Here is a 23,972-nt window from a genome sequence, read left to right as displayed (position 1 = left end):
GAAAGGAAAGTGGTGGAGCCGCCGGCCCGATCTGGTAGTAGGTGAGTGATGGGGTGACGCAGGAAGGTAGTCCAGCCCGGGCGGTGGTTGTCCCGGGGTAAGGGTGTAGCCCGTCATCCAGGTAAATCCGGATGGCATGTGGGTGAGACCTGATGCCGAGCCGATTGTGGTGAAGTGGATGATCCTATGCTGTCGAGAAAAGCCTCTAGCGAGTTTCATGGCGGCCCGTACCCTAAACCGACTCAGGTGGTCAGGTAGAGAATACCGAGGCGTTCGGGTGAACTATGGTTAAGGAACTCGGCAAAATGCCCCCGTAACTTCGGGAGAAGGGGGGCCACACCTGGTGATCCGTTTTACACGGTGAGCTGGGGGTGGCCGCAGAGACCAGCGAGAAGCGACTGTTTACTAAAAACACAGGTCCGTGCGAAGCCGTAAGGCGATGTATACGGACTGACGCCTGCCCGGTGCTGGAACGTTAAGGGGACCGGTTAGTCACTCTTCGGGGTGGCGAAGCTGAGAACTTAAGCGCCAGTAAACGGCGGTGGTAACTATAACCATCCTAAGGTAGCGAAATTCCTTGTCGGGTAAGTTCCGACCTGCACGAATGGCGTAACGACTTCTCGACTGTCTCAACCATAGGCCCGGTGAAATTGCACTACGAGTAAAGATGCTCGTTTCGCGCAGCAGGACGGAAAGACCCCGGGACCTTTACTACAGTTTGATATTGGTGTTCGGTTCGGCTTGTGTAGGATAGCTGGGAGACTGTGAAGCATGCACGCCAGTGTGTGTGGAGTCGTCGTTGAAATACCAGTCTGGTCGTGCTGGATGTCTAACCTGGGTCCGTGATCCGGATCAGGGACAGTGTCTGATGGGTAGTTTAACTGGGGCGGTTGCCTCCCAAAGGGTAACGGAGGCGCCCAAAGGTTCCCTCAGCCTGGTTGGTAATCAGGTGTTGAGTGTAAGTGCACAAGGGAGCTTGACTGTGAGACTGACGGGTCGAGCAGGGACGAAAGTCGGGACTAGTGATCCGGCGGTGGCTTGTGGAAGCGCCGTCGCTCAACGGATAAAAGGTACCCCGGGGATAACAGGCTGATCTTCCCCAAGAGTCCATATCGACGGGATGGTTTGGCACCTCGATGTCGGCTCGTCGCATCCTGGGGCTGGAGTCGGTCCCAAGGGTTGGGCTGTTCGCCCATTAAAGCGGTACGCGAGCTGGGTTTAGAACGTCGTGAGACAGTTCGGTCCCTATCCGCTGTGCGCGTAGGAGTCTTGAGAAGGGCTGTCCCTAGTACGAGAGGACCGGGACGGACGAACCTCTGGTGTGCCAGTTGTCCTGCCAAGGGCATGGCTGGTTGGCTACGTTCGGAAAGGATAACCGCTGAAAGCATCTAAGCGGGAAGCCTGCTTCGAGATGAGGACTCCCACCCCCTTTGAGGGGTTAAGGCTCCCAGTAGACGACTGGGTTGATAGGCCAGATATGGAAGCCCGGCAACGGGTGGAGTTGACTGGTACTAATAGGCCGAGGGCTTGTCCTCAGTTGCTCGCGTCCACTGTGTTGGTTCTGAAACCACGAACAACCGTCGTAGCCATGTGCCACGGCTCCGGTTGAGAGTTTCATAGTGTTTCGGTGGTCATAGCGTGAGGGAAACGCCCGGTTACATTCCGAACCCGGAAGCTAAGCCTTACAGCGCCGATGGTACTGCAGGGGGGACCCTGTGGGAGAGTAGGACGCCGCCGAACTAAATGTAGAGAAAACCCCCGTGCCATTCGGCACGGGGGTTTTCTGCGTTTAGGGTCGAACCATGCGATACGACCTGATCATCTTCGACAATGACGGTGTCCTCGTGGACAGCGAGCCGATTTCCAACACGATCCTCGCCGCATATCTGACAGAGCTCGGCCACCCCACCTCGTACGAAGACTCCCTGCGGGATTACATGGGCGCCGCCCTCCACCGCGTACACGACACCATTCTCGAACGGACCGGGAAGAACCTGCCCGAGGACTTCGACGAGGTCTTTCACGGGCGGGTCTTCGCGGCCTTCGAGCGGGAGCTGCAGCCGATGGCCGGAGCCATCGAGATGCTGGAGAAGCTGACTGCGGACGGTGTCGCCTACTGCCTGGCCTCGTCCGGAAGTCACGAACGGATTCGCGTCGGGCATCGGAAGACCGGGCTCGACAAATGGTTCGACGAGGGACGGGTCTTCAGCTCGCAGGACGTGGGACGCGGAAAGCCGGCGCCCGACCTCTTTCTGCACGCGGCCGAGCGGAGGGGTGTCCCGCCCGAGAAGTGCGTCGTCGTGGAGGACAGCCCACTGGGTGTGCAGGCCGCGGTGGCGGCCGGGATGGACGTGTGCGGCTTCACGGCCATGACGCCCGCCGAGCGGCTGCGGGACGCCGGCCAACTCTTCGGCGAGCTGCGGGAGCTGCCCGGCCTGCTCGTCTGATGCCGCACAGCTGCCGGTCTGATGCCGCACACGTCCGCGGGGAAAGTTGCGCGGTGATCTATCTACCCCCGAGTAGACCGGCGATCTACGCTTCGCTGCCATGACGGAAACGCTGCGGCGCGGCAGGGCCTCGCTCGCGTTCGGCTTCTTGGTGCAGGGCGTCACGTTCGCGCTGCTGGTGACGCGGATACCCGCGCTGCAGGACCAGTACGGGATATCCGACGGCCTGTTGCCCGTCTTCCTGGCGGCCGTGCCGATCCTGGCCGGTGTCGGCAGCGTGGGCACCGAGCGACTGGTGAAGCGAGTGCCGCCCAGTCGGGTGCTGCGCTGGTCGCAGCCCGTGGTGCTGCTCGCGCTGCTTGGGGCGGGCGCGGGCGGCGCAATGTGGGAAATCGCCGTCGCGCTGGGGTTGTTCGGGCTCGCAGTGGGAGCGCTGGACGCGTCCATGAACATGCTGGGGGTGAGCCTCCAGCGGGCGTACGGGCGCAGCATCATGCTCGGGTTCCACGCGGCGTACAGCCTGGGCGGGATCGTGGGGGCCTCGCTGGCCTGGGTGGGGGCGCACTGGGATCTGTCGTTGCTGGTGTCGTATCTGCCGGTGGTCGTGGTGCTGCTGCCGGCGGCGCTGGTGGGGAGCCGTTGGTACGTCGACGCGGGGGACGTCAACGCAGGGGGCGGCGAGCCCGGCGGTGCTGTGGGTGGGGGCACGGATCGCCCCTCCGGGCCCGTGGAGGAGGGAGCCGGGGGCAGTGCGACGGTGGGCTTCAAAGTGCTGTTGCCGCTGTGTCTGGTGATGACGTGTGCGTACATCGGGGACTCGACCGTCTCCAACTGGAGCGCGAAGTATCTGCAGGACGTGCTGGGGAGTTCGGAGCAGCTCGCGACGGTTCCGTACAACGTCTACATGGTGATGAACCTGGTGGGGCGGGGAGTCGGGGACCTGGGGGTGCGGCGGTTCGGGACGGTCGCGGTGGTGCGGGGCGGGGCCGTGGTCGGGGCGGCCGGGTTCGGTGTGGTGGCTGTGGCGCCGGGGGCCTGGGTGGGGATTCTGGGGTTCATGTTGCTGGGGATCGGGTTGTGCGTGATCGTGCCGCAGACGTTCGCGGCGGCGGGGCGGCGCGCTTTCGAGCATCACGGCCCCGAGGCCTCGGACGCGGCGGTGGCGCGGCTGAACGTCTTCAACTACGTGGGGTTTCTGATCGGTTCGCCGTTGGTGGGCGGGCTCGGGGACGCCTGGAACTACCGCGGGGCGATGGTCGTTCCCATGGTGTTGGTGCTCGTGACGTTGTTGTACGCCCGGTCGTTCGCCCCCGGACCGGACCGATACGGTGACGGACATGAGCGGCCGCGCACAACTGATGTGGGACGAGGCAGTAACGGGCTATGACTTCGGTCCATCGCACCCCATGGACCCGGTCCGGCTCGCGCTGACGAGAAGCCTGATCGGCGCCTTCGGCCTCGATCGCGACCTGGACGTGGTCGCGGCGAAGCGCGCCGGTGAGTCGACGCTCAGCCTCGTGCACCGCGATGACTACGTGGACGCCGTGAAGGCGGCCTCCGCCGATCCGGCTTCCGCACACGGGGAGTATGGGCTCGGCACCGAGGACGTCCCCGCCTTCCTCGGCATGCACGAGGCGTCGGCACTGATCGCGGGGCAGTCGGTCGGTGCCGCCGAGGCGGTGTGGCAGGGAGACGCGCTGCACGCGGTGAACTTCGCGGGCGGGCTGCACCACGCCATGCCGGGCAGCGCTTCGGGGTTCTGCGTGTACAACGACGCGGCGCTCGCCATCGCGCGCCTGCTGGAGCTGGGTGCCGAGCGCGTCGCCTATGTGGACGTGGACGTGCACCACGGAGACGGGGTGCAGGCCACGTTCTGGGAGGACCCGCGGGTCCTGACGATCTCGCTGCACGAGCATCCTCGTACGTTGTTCCCGGGGACCGGGTGGCCCGAGGAGACCGGGGCGGACTCCGCGGCGGGCAGCGTCGCGAATGTCGCGCTGCCGGCGGGGACCGGGGACGAAGGGTGGGTGCGGGCGTTCCACGCCGTGGTGCCGGAGCTGTTGGCGGACTTCCGGCCGCAGGTGCTTGTCACTCAGCACGGGGCGGACACGCACTTCGAGGATCCGCTGGCGCATCTCGCCGTGTCGCTGGACGCGCAGCGGGCGGTGCAGGTCGCGTGCCATGAGCTGGCTCATGAGTACGCGAGCGGGCGCTGGGTCGCGCTCGGCGGGGGTGGGTACGCGGTCGTGGATGTGGTGCCGCGGTCCTGGACGCACTTGGTCGCGGTGGCGGCCGGGCGGGAGATCGAGCCGTCTGCGGTGGTGCCCGAGGCTTGGGCGCAGGAGGTGTATCGGCGTACGCGGATGCGTGGGCCGGGGCGGATGACGGATGGGCGGTGGCCTGTGGGGTGGCGGGAGTGGGACGAGGGGTACGACCCCGCGGACCGGGTGGATCAGGCCGTGTTGGCTGCTCGGCGGGCTGTGTTTCCGTTGCGGGGGTTGTTGGCGTAGGGGGTGTTTTCCCCAAGCCCGCCCCTTCCCGCTGTGTCCAGCAGCGGCTCCGCCGCGGGCAGGGGACTGCCGCCCCCTGGACCCCCGCTTGTCGGCGCTTCGCGCCTCGTCCTCAAGCGCCGGACGGGCTGAAATTGGGCTGAGGCGGGTGGGCAGTGAGAGCGGCGGGAACGCCGGACGGCCTGACTCCGGGCTGACGTCGTCGTGTTGGCGGACAGTTAGCCCGACTGTGGGGTGTTTTCTGGGTTTTCGGGGTTCCTTGGGGGGATGTGCGGCAGCATCGGGGCGTGTTGAGCACCGGAGCGTTGCGCGCGCATCTGCTGGCGGCCCGGCTCGCCGGGCCCGTGGCCACCTCGCGGGAGGAGAGCCTGCGGAGCTATCGGCTCTTCGCGGCGCGGGATCCCCGGATACTTCTCGGCCTCGACCCCGAATGGACCTGGGGCGCGGGAGATTTGCTGCGGCTCATGGCGGACAAGTGCGGGGTCTCGGACGACCCCCGGCACACCACGGGGGCCGATGTCATCGACCCGGAGCGGACGTTGGCGGCCCTCGACGCGTTCGCCGAGCGGCTGCAGGACGCGGCCGGGCGCCGGCTTCCCGTGCTGCTCGGGACCGGTCACCCGCACCGGCTCCTTGGTTTCTACGCCGCCTTGGCCGAGGCGCTGTCGGCGGCCGGATGCACGATTCTCACCCCGGCGCAGGGTTGCTGTGTCGACATAACGACCCGGTTCGGCCTACGCACGTACAACCTTGACTACGTACAAGGCGTCGCGCTGGTGCGCGAACCCGGCGTGCGTCCCACCGGGAGTGAGACCGGCGCGCACAGCCATTCACCACTGCCGGTTCGACGGGTCCTGGCCGCCCAGGCGGACTCCGGCGGGCCCCTGCCCGAGCTGGTCATCGGGGACCACGGATGGGTCTGCGGGGCAGGTCAGCTCGGGTTTGAGGCGATCGGTCTGGCGGATACGGACGATCCCGCGCTGTTCGTCGGAGAGGCGGAGGGGCGGGTGTCCGTCGTCGTTCCGCTTGATGACGCTGTGCGGTCTGATTACTACCGACCGCTTACTCGCTATGTACTCAATCGAGCGTGTCTGTCACAGTAAACGGCCGATGGCAGCTCCTCTTCCCCACTCGCATCACCCGCCCCTACTCTGGGGAGTGAGCGCACAGCGACGAGGAGTCACCGGAAGGGGAAGCCGGTGCGCGTCATGTGCGGAAGGTTCAGGTGTGTCATGGCTGCAGAACAAAGGCCTCTCAACGAGGTTGTGTTCCTGACCGTGGCGGAGGTCGCCACGGTGATGCGAGTCTCGAAGATGACCGTGTACCGGCTGGTACACAGCGGTCATCTGCCCGCAATCCGGGTCGGAAGGTCCTTCCGGGTCCCGGAGCAGGCGGTTCACGACTACCTTCGCGAGTCGTATGTGGGGGTGGAGACGGCCTGATCGGCCTCCCTCGATTACAGGCTCGGCGCTGGGGCGGGTAGGCTAGGCCGACGTAGGTCGTGTGGGCCCAGTCTGCTGCCCCGCACCGAGTGAGTAGAAGTGAGCGAGGGTAGTCGTGGGCTCTGTTATCAAGAAGCGGCGCAAGCGGATGGCCAAGAAGAAGCACCGCAAGCTGCTGAAGCGTACGCGCGTTCAGCGTCGCAACAAGAAGTAAGCGGCCGCTGACGTCAGCGAGCGCAAAAGCGAACGTAGTGAGGCCCTCCCACCGTCCGGTGGGAGGGCCTCACTACGTTCACCTCGCTGCGTTCCAGAGGGTTCACCTCGCTGCGTTCCAGAGGCTGCGTTCCAGAGGTTTCCTGTCATAGGGGATTCAATAGTTCAAAGCCGGGCGAACGGCTTGATCTTTGCGGCGAGGTGTGTCCGTCGTCACTTCGTGCGTAGCGCGGTCATCACAGCGCAACATCCACCCGCTAGCGTGGGCCACAGACGTAATGCTCAGACGTGACGCGGGGCCGGGGCATGCCGACGCCACGCGGGCTGGGGAAAGGCGGCGCTGATCTTGGGCAAGGTCGTGCTCGTGACCGGGGTGGCCCGGCAACTGGGCGGCAGGTTCGTCCGGCGTGTCCAGCGCGACCCCGAGGTCGACCGGGTCGTCGCCGTCGACGCCGTCCCGCCCGAGCACCATCTCGGCGGTGCCGACTTCGTCCAGGCCGACATCCGGCAGCCCACGATCACCAAGGTCCTCGCCGAGCACGGCGTCGACACGGTCGTCCACATGGACGTGACCGGCACCGCGCTGGCCGGCGGCAGCCGTGGCTCGGTCAAGGAGACCAACGTCATCGGCACGATGCAGCTGCTCGGCGCCTGCCAGAAGTCGCCGAGAGTGAAGCGGCTCGTGGTGAAGTCGAGCACCAATGTGTACGGCTCGGCGCCCCGCGACCCCGCGGTGTTCACGGAGACCACGCCGCCGAAGTCGCTGCCCAGCGGCGGCTTCGCCAAGGACACCGTCGAGGTCGAGGGCTATGTGCGCGGTTTCGCGCGGCGACGGCCGGATGTCGCGGTGTGCGTGCTGCGGTTCGCCAACATCCTGGGCCCGGCCGCGGATTCGCCGCTCGCCGAGTACTTCTCGCTGCCCGTGCTGCCGACGGTTTTCGGCTATGACCCGCGGCTGCAGTTCGTGCACGAGGACGACGCCATCGAGGTGCTGCGCCTGGCCTCGCACGACCCGAAGCGCGGGACGCTCAACAGCGGCACCTTCAACATCGCCGGGGAAGGGCTGCTGCTGCTCTCGCAGTGCGCCCGGCGGTTGGGGCGGCCGACGCTTCCGGTTCTGCTGCCCGCCGTCACCTGGGTGGGCACGGCACTGCGCACGCTCGGCGTCACGGACTTCTCACCGGAGCAGATCCGTCTCCTCACCCATGGCCGGGTCGTGGCCACCCGGCAGATGCGCGAGACACTGGGGTTCCGGCCCAGGTACACGACCGCGGAGACCTTCGCGGACTTCGTACGCAGCCGGGGTCCCGGCCTGCTGCCGCCGACGGCGCTCGCGGGGGCCGTCGACAGGGTCGCGGCGCTGCCGTTCGCGGGCGGCGGCGCGAAGTCCGGTGCCGATGGGGGCGCCGGAGGCAGAGCCGACAACAGTGCCCACCACAGCGCCAACTGAGGAGATCGTCAACGATGGCGGACGCCAAGGTCATTCCGTTCGACGACGACCGGTCGCGCGGTGGCGGCCAGCGGCCGCAGCGCCGCAGGTCAGGGCCGCGGCGCCCGGGCGACAGCGCGAAGGTGCGCGAGGTCAAGGCGGTCCCCGGCAGGCGGCACGCGGAGGTGCCGGACGGCGTCGCGCCGGGCACGGAACCGCTGGACGCGGGGACCCTGGGCGCGACGGACGCGGGCGCGCGGCCCACGGGACTCCGGGGCGCGGAGCGGGACGCGGTGCCCGGGCCGGCCGCCGCGGCGGGGCCGCGTGGTGGGGGCGGCGGTGGCTGGGACCGGCGGATCGCGGGTGGCCTGGCGTTTCTGCGGCGGCGGCTGACGGGTGACTACGGCGTCGACGACTTCGGGTACGACGAGGAGCTCACCGACCAGGTCCTGATGTCGCTGCTGCGGCCGTTCTACGACAAGTATTTCCGCGTCGAGGTCAAGGGCATCGAGAACATCCCGGCCGACGGCGGGGCGCTGATCGTCGCCAATCACTCCGGGACGCTGCCGTGGGACGGCCTGATGATGCAGGTCGCCGTGCACGACAACCATCCGCACGGGCGGCATCTGCGGCTGCTCGCCGCCGACTTGGTGTTCATGCTGCCGGTGATCAATGAGCTGGCGCGGAAGGCCGGGCATACGTTGGCGTGTGCGGAGGACGCGGAGGCGTTGCTGGAGCGCGGGGAGCTCGTCGGGGTGATGCCCGAGGGGTTCAAGGGGATCGGGAAGCCCTTTGGTGAGCGGTACAAGCTGCAGCGGTTCGGGCGGGGTGGGTTTGTGTCCACGGCGCTGCGGACCGGGTCGCCGATTGTGCCCTGTTCCATTGTGGGGGCCGAGGAGATCTACCCGATGATCGGCAACGCGAAGACGTTGGCTCGGGTGTTGGGGATTCCGTACTTCCCGTTGACGCCCACGTTTCCCTGGCTGGGGCCTTTGGGTGTGGTGCCGTTGCCCACGAAGTGGACTATTCAGTTCGGGGAGGCGATTCCTACGGATGGGTATCCGCCGGAGGCTGCTGAGGATCCGATGCTGATGTTCAATCTGACGGATCAGGTGCGGGAGCAGATTCAGCACACGCTGTACAAGTTGTTGGTGCAGCGGAGGTCTGTGTTCTTCTGACGGTGTTCTTCTGACGGTTGGGTGCCCTGCGGGGCTTTCCCCAGTCCCGCCCCTTCCCGTAACCAGGGGCGCTGCGCCCCCTGGACCCCAGCGGGGTGGGGGTCCTGGGTGGGTGGGACAGACCCCTGCCGGGGTGGGTGTTCCGTGCGGGTTGGGCGCGCCTCCGCCGATCGCCGCTTCGCGGCTCGTCCTCAAACGCCGGACGGGCTGAGATGCCCGGGCTAGCTGAAATGTCCGGGCGAACTGGAATGTCCGGGCGGGCTGGAATGTTGAGGCCAGCCCGCCCGGGAGTGGCTACTTCTGGTCCTCTCCCTCGATTCCCAGTTCTGGGAGCAGGCCGGGGAGGAGGGGTGGGAGGGTTACTTCCGGCTTGCCGGGTTTGGGGTTCTTGGGGGTGGGGTTCTTCTTTTCCTCGTTGGTGCCGGAGGGGGCGGAGGGCGCGTGCTCCGGGGGGTCGAGGATGTCGTCCGTGACGCCGGGGAGGAGGCCTTCGCGGCTTTCCTTGTGGCCGGGGGACGAGGGCTTCGGCTTGCCGCCGGGGGACTGGTGGTGGCCGGAGTCGCCGGAGGTGTGCGGCGCGGGGTGGTCCCGGTCGGTGCCGGTGGAGGAGTCCTTGCGGGGGCGGTCGTCCGGGGAGCTGCTCTTGTCGGTCTGGCTGGGGAGCAGCGAGCGCAGCGGCTCGACTTCCTGCTCTATGGCGTCGAAGACCGAGCTGACCTGCTCGCCGACGTCGCCGAGCTGGACGGGGAGCTGTTCGCGCAGGGCGCTCCAACTGCCGCGGTGGGACTGGGCGAAGGCGGAGAGGGCCTGGATGGGGCCGAGGGAGCCGTCGCGTTCGTACGCCTCGAGGAGGAGGCGGTGGCCTTCCGCGGCGTCGTGCCGCATGCCGGAGAGGGCGCGGCGGACCTCGCCGACCGATTCGTGGTCGAGGTGGCCGGAGCGGGCGCGCTCCATCAGGCGGCGGGCCTCGTTGAGCCGGGTCGAGGCCTGGTCGAGATAGATCCGGCCGCGGTCGGTGTCGCTGTCCGCCATGCCGAGCTTGAGGTCTTCCATGCCGCGCTTGAGGCCGTAGAGCGAGTCGCCCGGCAGGGCGTCCCCGCTCGCCGCGGCCACGCCGCCGAAGGCCCCGGCCGCGACGCCCACGGTGAGGCCGCCGGCGGCGATGCCCTTGGACAGGCGTGTGCGTGGCTTCAACTTCCGCAGGGGGCTTGCCCGGTGGGAGCCCTTGGCGCCCTTCCGGGAGCGCTGCTCCGGTACGGAAGGGCCTGTGCCGTCGCCCGCCGCCGTGCCCTCCGCCAGCATGGCTTCCATGGCCGCCACCAACTGGGCCCGCTGGACCACCTTGACCTCGGGGTCGAGCTGGGGCGCGGGGAGCCGTGCGAGGCCGTCGGCGAGCGCCAGCATGCGGTCGCGCTCGGCCGGTCCTGGCGGCGCGGAGTCGGCTCGGGCGGCCGCTGTGGGCGCGGTGGAATCTTCTGGCTGCTCGGCCGCCGGGTCCTGGTCGGAATGCTCCTCCAGGGCCTGGGCGAAGGCGTTCGCCCGCCGGTGGGCCGATACGTTCGCGATCACTGGCGGCACCTCCTCTCGTCATGACGGTCGACTCCCCAGGGGGTCCTGAGGGTTGCGTGTACCGAACACTTCCACACGTTCGAGTGAGCGCAGGGAGCTTCCCCGTGCTCGGAGGGAGCTCGGGGACGATCGGATTGCAACCACAGGGAGCCTGCATCCCGCACAACGAGCGTCGCGGCACTTGGGTTACGGACGAAAGATGATCGGACCGCGAAGGGCTCGCCAAAGTCCGTGACGGCCATCTGGCCGCCACGGAAGGTGAGTTGGGCGTCGCGCAGCGTGGCGGGACGCCCCTCGGGCGCTGCTAGCGGGCGTCGTCCGGGAGGAGCCGGGCGAGGGTGCGGACCGCCCGGTACTGGAGGGTTTTGATCGCGCCTTCGTTCTTGCCCATGACGCGGGCGGTCTCGGCCACGGAGAGGCCTTGCAGGAAGCGCAGGGTCACGCACTCCTGCTGCTGGGGGTTGAGGCGGCGGACCGCGTCGAGGAGCGCGGCGTTCGACAGGGACTCCAGGACGGAGTCCTCGGGGCTGCGCTCGACCTCGTTCGCGTCGAGCATCTCGCCGGTGGTCACTTCGAGGCGGAAGCGGCTCGACTTGAAGTGGTCGGCCACCAGGTTGCGGGCGATGGTGACGAGCCAGGCGCCGAAGTCGCGGCCCTGCCACGTGAACGTACCGATCCGGCGCAGGGCGCGCAGGAAGGTCTCGCTGGTCAGGTCCTCGGCGGTGGCCTTGCCGCCGACGCGGTAGTAGATGTAGCGGTAGACGGTGTCGCTGTACTGGTCGTAGAGGCGGCCGAAGGCGTCGGACTCGCCCGCCTGGGCGCGCTCGACGAGGTCCATCATGCGGGCGCTGTCGCTGTCCGCCGCGGGGCGGCGGTGGGTGGTCGTGGCGGTACCGGAGCGCGCCCGTCTGCTTACGGCCGCACCGCCGTCCGCCAGGGCGTAGCACGGCCCGGCGGGTGCCGGGACGGCGAAGGCGGGGACGGCGTACGCGGTGGGGACGAAGCCGCGCAGGCGGTCGACGACCGTTGCGCGCAGCGTAGCCAGGCCCGAGGCGTCAACCCCGACGTGTGGGTACACGGGACTCCCAGAGGCAGAGCTTCCATCACGTGCAGTACCGGACCGTTCACCCGTCGTAGCGACGTGCGTGGTCCGTTATGCGTCTGAGGAGAATAACGCTTCGTACAGGCAGCGCTACACCCAGTTGCTCAAATCATCGATTACGTCGCTTCTGTTACCGATCAGCGGTCTATCAAGTACCGCTTATTGAACGATTGTTGATCGAATGAGCGCGCATTCGAGGTAGCCGCGGGGCGTGTTGTGGCCGAGTTGAACGAACGGGACTGGCGGGGGGCGTGGCGGGTAAGACAGAACGATTGCCGTCGTTTCCGCGCGCGGCGAGCGGCGGAGGCCCGTGTTCCGGGCTTCCGTGCGGGGCGGTCACCGTGAGTGTTCGCATACGTGTTCGCGTGTGTTCGTGTGCGTGTTCTCGTATGCGTACGCGTTTTCGTACGTGGTCGCGTCAGTGGCGGCGGCGGTGCAGTGCGATCGCGGCCGCCGTGCCGCCCGCGACGGCGCCGACGCCCGCGGCTGCCGGGATGCCGACCTTCGCGGCCTTGCGGCCGGTGCGGTAGTCGCGCAGCCGCCATTCGCGGGCGCGGGCGTGCTTGCGCAGCTTGGTGTCGGGGTTGATCGCGTACGGATGCCCGACGAGGGAGAGCATCGGGATGTCGTTGTGGGAGTCGCTGTACGCGGCGCAGCGGGCCAGGTCCAGGCCCTCGGCGGCGGCCAGGGCGCGGACGGCCTCGGCCTTCGCGGGGCCGTGCAGCGGCTCGCCGACGAGCTTTCCGGTGTAGACGCCGTTCACCGACTCCGCGACGGTGCCGAGGGCGCCGGTCAGGCCCAGGCGGCGGGCGATGATCGTGGCCGTCTCCACGGGCGCGGCCGTGACCAGCCAGACCTTCTGGCCCGCGTCGAGGTGGGCCTGGGCCAGGGCGCGGGTGCCGGGCCAGATGCGCTCGGCCATGTACTCGTCGTAGATCTCCTCGCCGATGGACATCAGCTCGGCGACGCGGTGGCCCTTGACGATGGACAGGGCGCTGTCGCGGGCGTCCTGCATGTGCTCGGGGTCCTCGACGCCGGCGAGCCGGAACCACGCCTGCTGCCAGGCGAATCGGGCGAGCTCGCGGCGCTGGAAGAACTTCCGCTTGTACAGCCCGCGGCCGAAGTGGAAGAGGGCGGCGCCCTGCATCACGGTGTTGTCGAGGTCGAAGAACGCGGCGGCCTTCTCGTCACCGGCGACCGGGAACTCGGGGGCCTCGGCCTCCTCCGGTGGGGCCTCCGCGGCCCGCTCGCCGAACTCCTCCAGCTCTTGCGACGACTTGCGCGCTGCCTCGGCCGAGGCCTCGCCTGCGAGAACGCTGCGCGCGGTGGCGAAGCGCCTGCGGGGGTGGAGCCAACCCAGAGCGGCCATGCCGTCGAGCATAGCCACTCTGTTCGGTCCGCCTGTGAATGGAGGGATTCGATCCCGTCAACGATCCGTGTCGCACTGGTCACACTGGGGTGCGGCACGGGCCTGTCCCGGGCGGGCGGCGCGGCGTGGGAAGCCGCGTAGGAAGCTTGGGGCATGAGTCCTCTTTTCCGCCGTAGCGGCGGCGCAGTGAAGAAGGCCCCCGGCGACCGCCTGGTGACGTTGATCGGGAAGCCCGGATGTCACTTGTGCGACGACGCGGAGGCCGTCGTCCAGAAGGTCTGCGGCGAGCTCGGCGTCGCCTGGGAGAAGAAGGACATCACTCAGGACGAGGCGCTGCACAAGGAGTACTGGGAGCAGATCCCGGTCGTCCTCGTGGACGGGGAGCAGCACACGTTCTGGCGGGTGGACGAGGGGCGGCTGCGGCGGGAGTTGCTGGGGTAGTGCGGGGGCGCCGGGGCGCGATGGCTGGTACTGCCGGGGTGCGGTGGCCGGTGCCTTCGGGCTGCGATGGCCGGTGCCGTCGGGGTGCGGTGGCCGGTGATGGCTGGTTATGACGTCCGGGGCTGTCCGGAAAGTCGTTTAGCATCGAGGGTCGGTTTGAGATCTCGGGGGCGAGGGTCGTGAGGAGTGTGTGCGGTTTTGCCCCCGTCGGTTGAGTGTCGTTCCTGGCCGTGCGCCGGTTCCAGAGAAGTGCGCCGGGCGCGCGTGACCCCGGTCACGTTGGGCGGGCAAATCGGACACCATCTTTGTGCACGCGTTCACAAAGACATAGCCTGCTGTCGACGGGGCGGTCTTGGGACGAACGGCCGCCTTAAGCCCCGCTCTACCCGCAGGAGCACCGTGGCAACTGGCCGAACTCACCGACCGGCGACCCGCAGCCGAGGGATTCCCGAGGCCACCGTCGCCAGGCTTCCGCTGTACCTGAGGGCTCTGACCGCGCTGTCGGAGCGCTCGGTTCCTACGGTCTCCTCCGAGGAGCTGGCCGCCGCCGCGGGGGTCAACTCCGCGAAGCTGCGCAAGGATTTCTCGTACCTCGGTTCCTACGGGACGCGGGGTGTCGGCTACGACGTCGAGTACCTCGTGTACCAGATCTCCCGTGAGCTCGGCCTGACCCAGGACTGGCCGGTTGTCATCGTCGGTATCGGTAACCTCGGCGCCGCGCTGGCCAATTACGGCGGGTTCGCCTCGCGCGGATTCCGGGTGGCCGCCCTCATAGACGCCGATCCGGCGATGGCGGGCAAGCCCGTCGCCGGCATGCCGGTGCAGCACACGGACGACCTCGAGCGGATCATCAGCGACAACGGCGTCTCCATCGGCGTCATCGCGACCCCGGCGGGCGCCGCCCAGCAGGTGTGCGACCGGCTCGTGGCCGCGGGCGTCACGTCCATCCTGAACTTCGCGCCGACCGTCCTGACCGTCCCGGACGGCGTCGACGTGCGCAAGGTCGACCTCTCCATCGAGCTGCAGATCCTCGCGTTCCACGAGCAGCGCAAGGCCGGCGAGGAGAGCGCCGCGGACAGCGGGGACGACGCGGCCGCGCCCGCCGTCTCCAAGGAGCACCGGAAGGGACCCGACGGGGACGTCCCCGCCGTGATGCCGGCATGAGTCTCCTCGTCGTAGGCCTCAGTCACCGCAGCGCTCCGGTGAGCGTGCTCGAGCGGGCCGCACTCGCCGTCGACGCGCAGGCCAAGCTGCTGCACGACACGGTGGCCGCCGAGCCCGCGGCCGAGGCGGCCGTGCTCGCGACCTGCAACCGCATCGAGCTGTACGCGGACGTGGACAAGTTCCACGCGGGCGTCGCCGAGCTGTCGACGCTGCTCGCCTTGCACAGCGAGGTCGCCCTGGAGGAGCTCACTCCTTATCTGTACGTGCACTACGAGGACCGGGCCGTCCACCATCTGTTCTCGGTGGCGTGCGGGCTCGACTCGATGGTCGTCGGCGAGGGCCAGATCCTCGGCCAGATCAAGGACTCGCTCGCGCGCGCGCAGGAGTTGCACACCGCGGGCCGGCTCCTCAACGACCTCTTCCAGCAGGCCCTGCGCGTGGGCAAGCGGGCGCACTCGGAGACCGGCATCGACCGCGCCGGGCAGTCGCTCGTCACCTTCGGCCTGGAGCAGTTGGCCGGGCGCGAGCCCGTGCACGCCTGGGCCAAGGGCAAGCGCGCGCTGGTGATCGGCGCGGGCTCCATGTCCTCGCTGGCCGCGGCGACGCTCGCGCGCGCCGGGATCGACGAGGTCGTCGTCGCCAACCGCACCCTGGAGCGGGCCGAGCGCCTCGCCGACATCCTCACGGAGGGCGGCACGGGAGTCGCCGCCCGCGCCGTGCCGATGGACGACGTGGCGACGGAGCTGACACGTGCCGACGTGGCCGTGTCCTGCACCGGCGCGACGGGTCTCGTCCTCACGGCGGCGGACGTCACGGCGGCGATCGCCGGGCGCGTCGGTGACGTACGAGACGGACGAAGTGACGTACGAGACCGGCGTGACGGACGTGACGGGTCGGCCGGTGACGTACGAAGTGACGTACGAGACGGGCATGACGGGGCGGTCTGCTGTGACGACGACGACTGTGTGATCGCGCCGCACACCGGCACGCCCGCGCAGCAGCCCACCGGGACCGCGCAGCCGCCCACCGACGCCACCCCGGACACCGGCGCCTCCGTCCCCGACGCGGGCGGCTGCCCCGTCGGGGCCCAGGTCGGCGACGAGACCGCGTACGAGCAGCACGCCGCGCTGGTCGAGAACAGCCCCGCGGTGGGCGAGGGTTCGGTGCGGGTGGGCCGGACGGCCACCGCGGCCGTGGCGCCCGTCGCCCGCGCCGCCGCGCTGTACCTGCTCGACCTCGCCATGCCCCGCGACATCGACGCCGCCGCGCACCGCCTCACCGGCGTCCGGCTTGTCGACATCGAGTCGCTGGCGGACGCGTCCGCCGACGCGCCGATGGCCGCCGACGTGGACGCCGTGCGCACGATCGTGTCCGACGAGGTCGCCGCGTTCGGCGCCGCGCAGCGCGCCGCGCACATCACGCCGACCGTCGTCGCGCTGCGGACCATGGCCGCCGACGTCGTCAGCGGCGAGATGGCCCGGCTCGACGGCCGGCTGCCCGGGCTCGGCGACAAGGAGCGCGCGGAGATCACGCAGACCGTGCGCCGCGTCGTCGACAAGCTGCTGCACGCGCCGACGGTGCGCGTGAAGCAGCTCGCCAGCGAGCCCGGCGGCGCCGGATACGCCGACGCGCTGCGCACCCTTTTCGACCTCGACCCGGAGACGGTCGCGGCCGTCTCCCGGGCCGACCTGTTGAGCAACGCCGGGGGCCAGCTCAACCAGCACCAAGAGAACGACGAACTACCCAAGCGAGGCCGCGCATGACCGAGAAGGCACTCAGACTCGGGACCAGGCGCAGCAAGCTGGCCATGGCCCAGTCCGGGCAGGTGGCGAGGCTGGTCACGGAGGTGACGGGGCGGCCCGTCGAGCTCGTCGAGATCACCACGTTCGGCGACACCTCGCGCGAGCACCTCGCGCAGATCGGCGGCACCGGTGTGTTCGTCACGGCGCTGCGCGACGCGCTGCTCGCCGGTGAGGTCGACTTCGCCGTGCACTCGCTGAAGGACCTGCCCACCGCGCAGCCGGACGGGCTCACGCTCGCCGCCGTGCCGGAGCGGGAGGACCCGCGGGACGTGCTGATCGCGCGCGACGGCCTGACCTTCGCGGAGCTGCTCGCCGACTCCCCGAAGGGGCCCGCGCGCATCGGCACCGGTTCGCCGCGCCGCATGGCGCAGCTCAACGCCTACGCCCGTGGCCACGGCAGCTCCATAGAGACCGTGGCGATCCGCGGGAACATCGACACCCGCATCGGATACGTGCGCGACGGCAAGCTGGACGCCGTCGTGCTCGCCGCCGCGGGCCTCAACCGCGTCGGCATGATCGACGAGGTGACCGACTTCCTGTCGGTCGACACCGTTCTGCCCGCCCCCGGCCAGGGGGCACTGGCGATCGAGTGCGCAGCGACCCACGCGTCACTCGCCGCCGCGCTCGCCGAGCTCGACGACCCGTACACCCGGGCCGCCGTGACCGCCGAGCGATCCCTGCTCGCCGCCCTGGAGGCCGGCTGCAGCGCACCCGTGGGGGCGCTGGCCGACCTGTTGGCCGACGGGCAGATTGTCAAGGAAATGCGCCTGCGCGGCGTCGTCGGTGCCACCGACGGCTCGACGCTGGTGCAGCTGTCCACCACCGGTCCCGTGCCCGAAACGGAAGACCAGGCGATGGCGCTCGGGCGGGAACTCGCCGCCGAGATGCTCGCCAAGGGCGCGGCCGGTCTGATGGGGGAGCGAGCACTTTGAGCCCCACCTCGAACCTTCCCGGCCTTCCCGCACACGGGCACGTCACCTTTCTCGGTGCCGGACCCGGAGATCCGGGACTGCTGACTCTGCGCGCCGTCGAGGCGCTGGCCCGAGCGGATGTGCTGATCGCCGAGCCGGATGTTCTCGATGTCGTTCGTGTGCATGCCCGAGGGGGTGTGGACACACCTCTCCCGCAGGCCGCTGACGGCACGTCAGCGAGCCCCGACGGGCCGTCGGCCTCAGTCGCGGCCAATCTTGTCATGGAGGCCGCGCGGGGCGGCAGGCGGGTCGTGCGTGCGGTCAGCGGCGATCCGGGCCTGGACGCGTACGCGGCCGGGGAGATGCTCGCCTGCGCCGCCGAGGGCATCCCCTTCGAGGTGGTGCCGGGCATCGCGGCCGCGGTCGGTGTGCCCGCGTACGCGGGAGTGCCGCTGCGGGACGCGCAGGGCACGGACGTGCGGTTCGTCGACGCGCGCACCGCCTCCGAGCGCTGCTGGGGAGAGGTCGGCGCCTCCGACGGGACCGTGGTCGTCTCCACGTCCCTGGACTCGGTCGCGGCCGCCGCCGGTGAGCTGGTGTCCGCCGGGCGCAAGCCCGACACCCCGATGACGGTGACCGTCGCCGGTACGACGACGCGCCAGCGCACCTGGACCGCGACGCTCGGCACCGTCGCGCAGGTCCTCAAGCAGGCCAAGGTGCTGCCGTCGCCGGACGGCGGGCAGGCCGTCATAGCCGTGGTCGGTGAGCGCTCCGCCGCCGCCCAGCGCGACCAGCTCTCGTGGTTCGAGTCGAAGCCGCTCTTCGGCTGGCGGGTCCTCGTACCGCGCACCAAGGAGCAGGCGGCCTCGCTCTCCGACCAGCTTCGTTCGTACGGGGCCGTACCGCACGAGGTGCCGACGATCGCCGTCGAGCCGCCGCGGACGCCGCAGCAGATGGAGCGGGCGGTCAAGGGGCTCGTCACCGGACGCTACGAGTGGATCGCCTTCACGTCGGTGAACGCGGTCAAGGCCGTGCGGGAGAAGTTCGAGGAGTACGGGCTCGACGCCCGGGCCTTCGCGGGGATCAAGGTTGCCGCCGTGGGCGAGCAGACCGCTGCCGCGTTGGTTGCCTTTGGTGTGAAGCCGGATCTGGTTCCCAGTGGGGAGCAGTCTGCGGCTGGGTTGTTGGAGGACTGGCCCCCTTACGATCCTGTTTTCGATCCGATCGACCGGGTCTTCCTGCCGCGCGCCGACATCGCCACGGAGACGCTGGTCGCGGGCTTGATCGATCTTGGGTGGGAGGTCGACGACGTCACCGCCTACCGGACCGTGCGGGCCTCGCCGCCGCCCGCGGAGACCCGCGAGGCCATCAAGGGCGGCGGGTTCGACGCCGTGCTCTTCACGTCGTCTTCGACGGTGCGGAATCTGGTGGGTATCGCCGGGAAGCCGCACAACGTGACCGTGATCGCCTGCATCGGGCCCGCCACCGCGAAGACCGCGGAGGAGCATGGGCTGCGGGTGGATGTGATGGCTCCGGAGCCTTCCGTGCACAAGCTGGCCGAGGCCCTGGCGGAGTTCGGGGCGCAGCGGCGGGCTGCCGCCGTGGAGGCCGGGGAGACCGTCACCCGGCCCAGTGAGCGGCGGCCGGGGGCCCGTCGGCGGCGGGCTGCGGCGCCGTAGGGTGCCCTCGCGGGGGCGCCCCAGCCCCGCCCCTTCCCGAAACTGGGGGCTCTGCCCCCAGACCCCCGCTCCTCAAACGCCGGAGGGGCTGAAATTCTCACGGTGAGGTGGATTCTGCAGTGAGCACGTACGGTTCCTTCCCCGGTACGCGGCCCCGGCGGCTGCGTACCACTCCCGTCATGCGGCGCATGGTCGCCGAGACGCGGTTGCATCCGGCCGATCTGATCCTGCCCGCCTTCGTGCGGGAGGGGATCAGCGACCCGGTGGAGATCGGGGCGATGCCCGGCGTCTTCCAGCACAGCCGGGACAGCCTGAAGAAGGCCGCCGTGGAGGCGGCCGAGGCGGGGGTCTCGGGGATCATGCTGTTCGGGGTGCCGGAGGAGGCCAAGAAGGACGGCCTCGGCACCGCCGGTACCGACCCGGACGGGATCCTGCAGGTCGCGCTGCGCGATGTGCGGGCGGAGGTCGGGGACGACCTGATCGTCATGTCCGACCTGTGCCTGGACGAGTTCACCGATCACGGGCACTGCGGGGTGCTGGACGCGCAGGGGCGGGTCGACAACGACGCGACCCTGGAGCGGTACGCCGAGATGGCGCAGGTCCAGGCGGACGCCGGGGCGCACGTGGTCGGGCCGAGCGGGATGATGGACGGCCAGATCGGCGTCGTCCGGGACGCCCTCGACCAGACCGGGCACGAGGACGTGGCGGTGCTCGCGTACACGGTGAAGTACGCGTCGGCGTTCTTCGGGCCGTTCCGGGAGGCCATCGGCTCGTCGCTGCAGGGCGACCGGAAGACCTACCAGCAGGATTCGGCCAACAGCCGTGAGTCCCTGCGCGAGCTGGCGCTCGACCTCGAAGAGGGCGCCGACATGGTGATGGTGAAGCCCGCGGGGCCCTACCTCGACATCCTGGCCAAGGTCGCCGACGCGTCCGACGTGCCCGTGGCCGCGTACCAGATCAGCGGCGAGTACGCGATGATCGAGGCCGCCGCCGAGCGCGGCTGGATCGACCGCGACAAGGCGATCCTGGAGTCGCTCATCGGCATCAAGCGGGCGGGGGCGCAGATGATTCTCACGTACTGGGCCACCGAGGTGGCCCGGGGGCTGTAAGCCCAAGCACGCTCGGAGAGGCCCGCGCAGCGGTTGGAGTCACTTGACTTCAACCGCTGTTGAGGTTTGAGGGTGGGGGCATCGACTCGTTTCCCATGTTCCGGGAGGACCAGATGCACGCCGTCGTACTTCATGAGTTCGGGCCCGCCGAGAACCTTTCGTACGAGACCGTGCCCGACCCCGAGCCCGGGCCCGGGCAGGTGCGGATCGCCGTGCGGGCCGCGGGGGTGCACTTCATCGAGACCGTGTTGCGGGCGGGGACCGCCGGGGAGCTGGCGCCGCCCGCGCCCGAGTTGCCGTCGATCTTCGGTGGGGAAGTGGCCGGGATCGTCGACTCCGTGGGGCCCGGGGTGGGGCAGGAGTGGCTGGGGCGGTCCGTCGTGACCGCGCACGGTACGCCCGGCGGCTATGCCGAGCTGGCCGTCGCCGACGTCGGGGAGCTGCACACGGTGCCCGGCGGGCTCGGCTTCGAGGCCGCCGTCGCCATGGTCGTCACCGGGACCACCGCCATCGGGCTGCTCGACATCGCCGAACTCACCGCGGACGACGTGGTGTTGGTGACCTCGGCCGCCGGGGGCGTCGGGCGGCTCGTCGTGCAGTACGCGCACGAGCTGGGTGCGACGGTCGTGGGTGTGGCCGGTGGTGCCGCCAAGGTCGCCGCGGTGCGGAAGCTCGGTAGCGGGGGCGGTCGCGATGATTCCGGGCGCTCGGAAGTTGTTGCCGTTGATTACCGCGAGGACGGGTGGGACGCCGAAGTGCGGGCCCGCGTCGGTGGGCGGCGGGTCACCGTCGTGCTGGACGGGGTGGGTGGTGAGACGGCCGCCGCCGCGTTCGGGCTGCTCGCCGACGGCGGGCGGTTCGTGTCGATCGGGGCCGCGTCCCAGGTGGAGTTCGTGCCGAGCGATGCGGTGCTCGCCGAGCGGGGCATCACGTACGTGAACGCTCTGCTGCGGCTGCTCGAGCGGCCCTCGGACCGGCCCGACCACGAGCGGCGTGCCCTCGCTGCCGCCGCCGCGGGGCGGCTGGTCCCCGCCGTCCAGTCGTTCCCGCTGGCCCACGCCGCCGAGGTGCACGCGGCGCTGGAGCGGCGGGAGACGACCGGCAAGGTGGTGCTCGTCCCGTGATGCCGTGGCGTCTGGGTGCCCTCCTGCCCTACGGCGTCTTGAGCAGCTCGGCGAGCCGGGACAGGCCGTCGGCGCCGTACCCCTCGGCGACCGCGCGATCCAGGAGCGGCTGCATGGAGCCGAACAGCAGGTCGCTCACGCCGTGTTCGGCGAACGTGGCGGTCAGGTTCGGCACCGCCGCCCGGTTCACCTCCAGGCTGGACACGTCCGTGAGGTGCTGCCCGGAGTCGATTGCCTCGGCCGTGCCGGGCACGATCCCCTGGGTCATCGCGATGACCCAGTCCGCCAGGAGCGGCGCGAAGTCCTTCGCGGGCACGCCCGCGCTGCCGATCAGTGCGTAGGCCTGGGCGACGCCGATGCCCATGCCGTACATGCCGGTCAGCAGGGCCAGGTCCCACAGGGCGGCGAGGCCCGCGTCCGTGCCGACCCACTTGGTGTCGGCCAGCGCGGCGAGCGTGTCGCGGTGCGCCGCGTACGCCGCCTCGTCGCCGCTGTAGAGGATGTACGCCCCCGGGCCCGCGATCATCTGCGGTACGGCCATGATGCCGCCGTCGACGTAGGCGATCCCGTGCTCCTGGGCCCAGGCCGCCAACTCCCGGGCCTGGGACGGCGTGCCGTTGGTGAGGTTCACCAGGGTGCGGCCGCGCAGCTCCGCGGTGAGCGGCCCGAACAGCTCGCGCACGTTGTCGTTCGTCGTCAGGCAGGCGATCACGAGCGGGCTCGCGGTGACCCCGGCCGCGGGGGTGTCGGCCGGGGCCGCGCCCTGCGCGACGAGCGGCCCGGTCTTCGCGGCCGTGCGGTTCCAGACCGTCGTGGGGTGGCCCGCCTTCAGCAGGGCCGCGGCCAGGGCGGAGCCCATCATGCCGAGCCCGAAGACGGAGACGGGGTGGGCGGCGGGGGTGACGTCGGTGGCGGGCACGGCGGGGCTCCTTCGGAGATGAAGCTGCGGGGTTCTGCGGAACACCTTGATCCTCGCCGTGCCCGAACTGCCCGACAAGTACCGACTATTTAGTGCGGTACTTACGAACAGGTAAGTGAACTGGCCGCCGACGGCACCGATTGCGCCGCCTACGCCGACTACCAGACCAGGGCGTCCGCGATGTCCTGCTGCCAGTACGTGACCCGCGCCGAGCTGTCCACGTACACACCGCCGCCGGGCAGCTTCAGGGTCTTCTCGCCGCCCACGCCGCCGGTGGCCGCGCGGTTGGCGAACAGCACGCCGAGGTCACGGGCCTCGTAGCCGTCCGAGCCCTCCGGGGACGACGTGGTGATGCCCGCGTACGCCGACTGGCCCGGCTTGAGCGTGACGACCGCCTGCGGCTTGCTGTCCTCGTAGACCTGGGTCGGGGACTGCGCCTCGTCGAAGCGCAGGTGCGGCGCGTTGTACGCGAAGCACGTCTTGCCGCTCGTGTTGGTGGCCTTCAGCAGGAGGTGGTTGATCGGGCGGTCGACCTTCTGGACGGTCAGCTTGGTCTTCGCGGCGGTGCAGGCGGCGGGCTTCGCCGGGGCGGAGTGGGCGGCGGCCTGGGCGGTGCCCGCGGAGACCGTCGCGGTCAGGGCCGCGGTGGCCAGGGCGAGGGCGGCGGTGGTGAAGGCGCGGGGCTGCTTGATGCGCATGGTGGTGGTGCCTTTCCGGTCTGGTGTGTGGTGAGTTGAGTTCTCTTGGTGAGTCGAGGTGGTTCGTCGGCGCCGGTCAGGAGGCGAGGGCCGTCGCCGGGTCGGACTGCCAGTAGGTGACGCGCAGGGAGTCGTCGATGTGCACGCCGCGCGCCTGGAGCGCCGCGTCGGCCATGCGGTCGCTGCCCTGGAAGCCGATCTGGAGGCTCGTGGCCGTGCGGCCCTCGCCGCCGCTGCCGTCGCCGGCGGACAGGATCGCCGCCGCGTAGCCCTTGCCGCCGGGCTTCAGCGACGTGACCGCCTGCGGCTTGCTGTCCTCGACGACCGGCGGCACCGACTGGGCGCCCTCGAACTTGAGGATCGGGTGGCCCGGCAGGTCGCACATCTTGGAGCCGGTGTTGGTGACGGTGATCAGCATGTGGTTCAGCGGGCGGGAGACGGGGGCGGCCGTGATCGACGTGTTGGAGGCGGTGCACGGGACGCGGTTCTCGGGGGCGTTGGGGTCGGAGCCGTCGGCGGTGCCGGTGCCGTTGCCCGCGGTCGTGCCCTTGCCGCCGCTGGTGCCGGTGCTTCCGGTGTCGCTGTTCCCCGGGGTCTTCGTGCGGTCGCCGCTCGGGGTCGCGTCGTCGCTCCCGGATCCGGCCGAGGTGCCTCCGGCCGCCTCCTCGGACGTGGACGTGGACGGCTTCGACGCGCCCTCGTCGCGCACCTTTTCTTCGGATCCGCACGCCGTCAGGGACAGCGCGGCGAGGGCGACGGTGGCGGCGGCGAGCATGCGGGTGCGCATGGGTGATCCCCTTCGAGGGTCGGTGAGTGAGAGAGATGACGCGGGGGGTGAAGCGAGCCGCCTGGCTGAGGGCCCCGGT

General features: G+C 69.8%; 21 protein-coding genes and 2 rRNA genes (1 of these 23 cut by a window edge). 17 read left to right on the top strand and 6 right to left on the bottom strand.

Going from position 1 to position 23,972, the window contains the following annotated elements; translation table 11 throughout:
* The 10 genes from AC0KTA_RS16430 to AC0KTA_RS16385 form a co-directional block, all read left to right on the top strand.
* A 23S ribosomal RNA gene (locus AC0KTA_RS16430) occupies positions 1 to 1,535 on the top strand (it extends 1,589 nt beyond the left edge of the window).
* A gap of 88 nt (positions 1,536 to 1,623) precedes the next feature.
* Positions 1,624 to 1,740, top strand: a 5S ribosomal RNA gene (gene rrf / locus AC0KTA_RS16425).
* A 62-nt stretch (positions 1,741 to 1,802) separates the two neighbouring features.
* Positions 1,803 to 2,447 (top strand): HAD family hydrolase, encoded by a 645-nt coding sequence (locus AC0KTA_RS16420; protein WP_481055862.1) that lies wholly within the window; start codon positions 1,803 to 1,805, stop codon positions 2,445 to 2,447.
* Positions 2,448 to 2,547: 100 nt separating this feature from the next.
* The gene (locus AC0KTA_RS16415; protein ID WP_481055861.1) at positions 2,548 to 3,834 is read left to right on the top strand and encodes an MFS transporter; all 1,287 of its coding nucleotides are present in this window, start codon (positions 2,548 to 2,550) and stop codon (positions 3,832 to 3,834) included.
* Positions 3,785 to 4,957 carry an acetoin utilization protein AcuC gene (locus tag AC0KTA_RS16410; RefSeq protein WP_481055860.1) on the top strand — a complete coding sequence of 391 codons (1,173 nt, stop codon included), beginning with the start codon at positions 3,785 to 3,787 and terminating at the stop codon, positions 4,955 to 4,957. The genes AC0KTA_RS16415 and AC0KTA_RS16410 overlap by 50 nt, the downstream gene beginning before the upstream one ends.
* A 287-nt stretch (positions 4,958 to 5,244) precedes the next feature.
* The gene (locus AC0KTA_RS16405) at positions 5,245 to 6,060 is read left to right on the top strand and encodes a phosphatase (protein ID WP_481055859.1); all 816 of its coding nucleotides are present in this window, start codon (positions 5,245 to 5,247) and stop codon (positions 6,058 to 6,060) included.
* A 129-nt stretch (positions 6,061 to 6,189) separates the two neighbouring features.
* The gene (locus AC0KTA_RS16400) at positions 6,190 to 6,399 is read left to right on the top strand and encodes a helix-turn-helix domain-containing protein (RefSeq protein ID WP_481055858.1); all 210 of its coding nucleotides are present in this window, start codon (positions 6,190 to 6,192) and stop codon (positions 6,397 to 6,399) included.
* Positions 6,400 to 6,514: 115 nt separating this feature from the next.
* A complete protein-coding gene (locus AC0KTA_RS16395) occupies positions 6,515 to 6,613 on the top strand; it encodes a 30S ribosomal protein bS22 (RefSeq protein WP_003948845.1) in 99 nt (32 codons plus the stop codon).
* A gap of 345 nt (positions 6,614 to 6,958) precedes the next feature.
* Positions 6,959 to 8,062: an NAD-dependent epimerase/dehydratase family protein gene (locus AC0KTA_RS16390; RefSeq protein WP_481055857.1), complete on the top strand. Its 1,104-nt coding sequence runs from the start codon at positions 6,959 to 6,961 to the stop codon at positions 8,060 to 8,062.
* A 14-nt stretch (positions 8,063 to 8,076) separates the two neighbouring features.
* On the top strand, positions 8,077 to 9,219 hold the full coding sequence (locus AC0KTA_RS16385; RefSeq protein ID WP_481055856.1) for a lysophospholipid acyltransferase family protein: 1,143 nt from the start codon (positions 8,077 to 8,079) through the stop codon (positions 9,217 to 9,219).
* 294 nt (positions 9,220 to 9,513) lie between these two features.
* On the opposite strand, the gene AC0KTA_RS16380 is transcribed toward AC0KTA_RS16385, so the two are convergent.
* From AC0KTA_RS16380 to AC0KTA_RS16370, 3 genes are all read right to left on the bottom strand, one after another.
* Positions 9,514 to 10,788 (bottom strand): DUF5667 domain-containing protein, encoded by a 1,275-nt coding sequence (locus AC0KTA_RS16380; RefSeq protein WP_481055855.1) that lies wholly within the window; start codon positions 10,786 to 10,788, stop codon positions 9,514 to 9,516.
* Between the two features lie 304 nt (positions 10,789 to 11,092).
* Positions 11,093 to 11,866 (bottom strand): ECF subfamily RNA polymerase sigma factor, BldN family, encoded by a 774-nt coding sequence (locus tag AC0KTA_RS16375; RefSeq protein ID WP_016640259.1) that lies wholly within the window; start codon positions 11,864 to 11,866, stop codon positions 11,093 to 11,095.
* 442 nt (positions 11,867 to 12,308) lie between these two features.
* Complete coding sequence (locus AC0KTA_RS16370; RefSeq protein ID WP_481055854.1) at positions 12,309 to 13,259, bottom strand: HAD family hydrolase; 951 nt, start codon at positions 13,257 to 13,259, stop codon at positions 12,309 to 12,311.
* 153 nt (positions 13,260 to 13,412) lie between these two features.
* Here AC0KTA_RS16370 and AC0KTA_RS16365 point away from each other — a divergent pair, with 153 nt between their 5' ends.
* The 7 genes from AC0KTA_RS16365 (at position 13,413) to AC0KTA_RS16335 (ending at position 21,489) form a co-directional block, all read left to right on the top strand.
* Positions 13,413 to 13,700: a glutaredoxin family protein gene (locus AC0KTA_RS16365; protein WP_481055853.1), complete on the top strand. Its 288-nt coding sequence runs from the start codon at positions 13,413 to 13,415 to the stop codon at positions 13,698 to 13,700.
* A 399-nt stretch (positions 13,701 to 14,099) separates the two neighbouring features.
* Positions 14,100 to 14,864, top strand: a complete 765-nt coding sequence (locus AC0KTA_RS16360; protein ID WP_481055852.1) for a redox-sensing transcriptional repressor Rex — start codon at positions 14,100 to 14,102, stop codon at positions 14,862 to 14,864.
* Positions 14,861 to 16,627, top strand: coding sequence for a glutamyl-tRNA reductase (locus AC0KTA_RS16355; protein WP_481055851.1), 1,767 nt, complete (start codon positions 14,861 to 14,863; stop codon positions 16,625 to 16,627). Before AC0KTA_RS16360 ends, AC0KTA_RS16355 begins: the two co-directional genes overlap by 4 nt.
* Positions 16,624 to 17,598, top strand: coding sequence for a hydroxymethylbilane synthase (gene hemC / locus AC0KTA_RS16350; RefSeq protein ID WP_481055850.1), 975 nt, complete (start codon positions 16,624 to 16,626; stop codon positions 17,596 to 17,598). The genes AC0KTA_RS16355 and hemC overlap by 4 nt, the downstream gene beginning before the upstream one ends.
* Positions 17,595 to 19,256 (top strand): bifunctional uroporphyrinogen-III C-methyltransferase/uroporphyrinogen-III synthase, encoded by a 1,662-nt coding sequence (locus AC0KTA_RS16345; RefSeq protein WP_481055849.1) that lies wholly within the window; start codon positions 17,595 to 17,597, stop codon positions 19,254 to 19,256. Before hemC ends, AC0KTA_RS16345 begins: the two co-directional genes overlap by 4 nt.
* A gap of 119 nt (positions 19,257 to 19,375) precedes the next feature.
* Positions 19,376 to 20,365: a porphobilinogen synthase gene (gene hemB / locus AC0KTA_RS16340; protein WP_481055848.1), complete on the top strand. Its 990-nt coding sequence runs from the start codon at positions 19,376 to 19,378 to the stop codon at positions 20,363 to 20,365.
* A 113-nt stretch (positions 20,366 to 20,478) separates the two neighbouring features.
* On the top strand, positions 20,479 to 21,489 hold the full coding sequence (locus tag AC0KTA_RS16335) for a zinc-binding dehydrogenase (protein WP_481055847.1): 1,011 nt from the start codon (positions 20,479 to 20,481) through the stop codon (positions 21,487 to 21,489).
* 28 nt (positions 21,490 to 21,517) lie between these two features.
* Here AC0KTA_RS16335 and AC0KTA_RS16330 read toward each other — a convergent pair whose 3' ends face one another.
* From AC0KTA_RS16330 to AC0KTA_RS16320, 3 genes are all read right to left on the bottom strand, one after another.
* Positions 21,518 to 22,408, bottom strand: a complete 891-nt coding sequence (locus AC0KTA_RS16330; RefSeq protein WP_481055846.1) for an NAD(P)-dependent oxidoreductase — start codon at positions 22,406 to 22,408, stop codon at positions 21,518 to 21,520.
* 158 nt (positions 22,409 to 22,566) lie between these two features.
* On the bottom strand, positions 22,567 to 23,106 hold the full coding sequence (locus AC0KTA_RS16325) for a DUF4232 domain-containing protein (protein WP_481055845.1): 540 nt from the start codon (positions 23,104 to 23,106) through the stop codon (positions 22,567 to 22,569).
* Positions 23,107 to 23,182: 76 nt separating this feature from the next.
* Positions 23,183 to 23,893: a DUF4232 domain-containing protein gene (locus AC0KTA_RS16320; protein ID WP_481055844.1), complete on the bottom strand. Its 711-nt coding sequence runs from the start codon at positions 23,891 to 23,893 to the stop codon at positions 23,183 to 23,185.
* Positions 23,894 to 23,972: the final 79 nt, after the last annotated feature.

Source organism: Streptomyces sp. Y309 (genome assembly GCF_056712025.1).
This window is presented reverse-complemented; position numbering and strand designations above follow the sequence as displayed.

Bases quoted from the DNA above. Each gene is read 5' to 3' on its own strand.
- AC0KTA_RS16385 (WP_481055856.1), top strand. From the start codon at position 8,077: ATGGCGGACGCCAAGGTCATTCCGTTCGACGACGACCGGTCGCGCGGT.
- AC0KTA_RS16320 (WP_481055844.1), bottom strand. From the start codon at position 23,893: ATGCGCACCCGCATGCTCGCCGCCGCCACCGTCGCCCTCGCCGCGCTG.
- AC0KTA_RS16335 (WP_481055847.1), top strand. From the start codon at position 20,479: ATGCACGCCGTCGTACTTCATGAGTTCGGGCCCGCCGAGAACCTTTCG.
- AC0KTA_RS16415 (WP_481055861.1), top strand. From the start codon at position 2,548: ATGACGGAAACGCTGCGGCGCGGCAGGGCCTCGCTCGCGTTCGGCTTC.
- hemC (WP_481055850.1), top strand. From the start codon at position 16,624: ATGACCGAGAAGGCACTCAGACTCGGGACCAGGCGCAGCAAGCTGGCC.
- AC0KTA_RS16365 (WP_481055853.1), top strand. From the start codon at position 13,413: ATGAGTCCTCTTTTCCGCCGTAGCGGCGGCGCAGTGAAGAAGGCCCCC.
- AC0KTA_RS16400 (WP_481055858.1), top strand. From the start codon at position 6,190: ATGGCTGCAGAACAAAGGCCTCTCAACGAGGTTGTGTTCCTGACCGTG.
- AC0KTA_RS16410 (WP_481055860.1), top strand. From the start codon at position 3,785: ATGAGCGGCCGCGCACAACTGATGTGGGACGAGGCAGTAACGGGCTAT.
- AC0KTA_RS16325 (WP_481055845.1), bottom strand. From the start codon at position 23,106: ATGCGCATCAAGCAGCCCCGCGCCTTCACCACCGCCGCCCTCGCCCTG.
- AC0KTA_RS16355 (WP_481055851.1), top strand. From the start codon at position 14,861: ATGAGTCTCCTCGTCGTAGGCCTCAGTCACCGCAGCGCTCCGGTGAGC.
- AC0KTA_RS16370 (WP_481055854.1), bottom strand. From the start codon at position 13,259: ATGGCCGCTCTGGGTTGGCTCCACCCCCGCAGGCGCTTCGCCACCGCG.
- AC0KTA_RS16420 (WP_481055862.1), top strand. From the start codon at position 1,803: ATGCGATACGACCTGATCATCTTCGACAATGACGGTGTCCTCGTGGAC.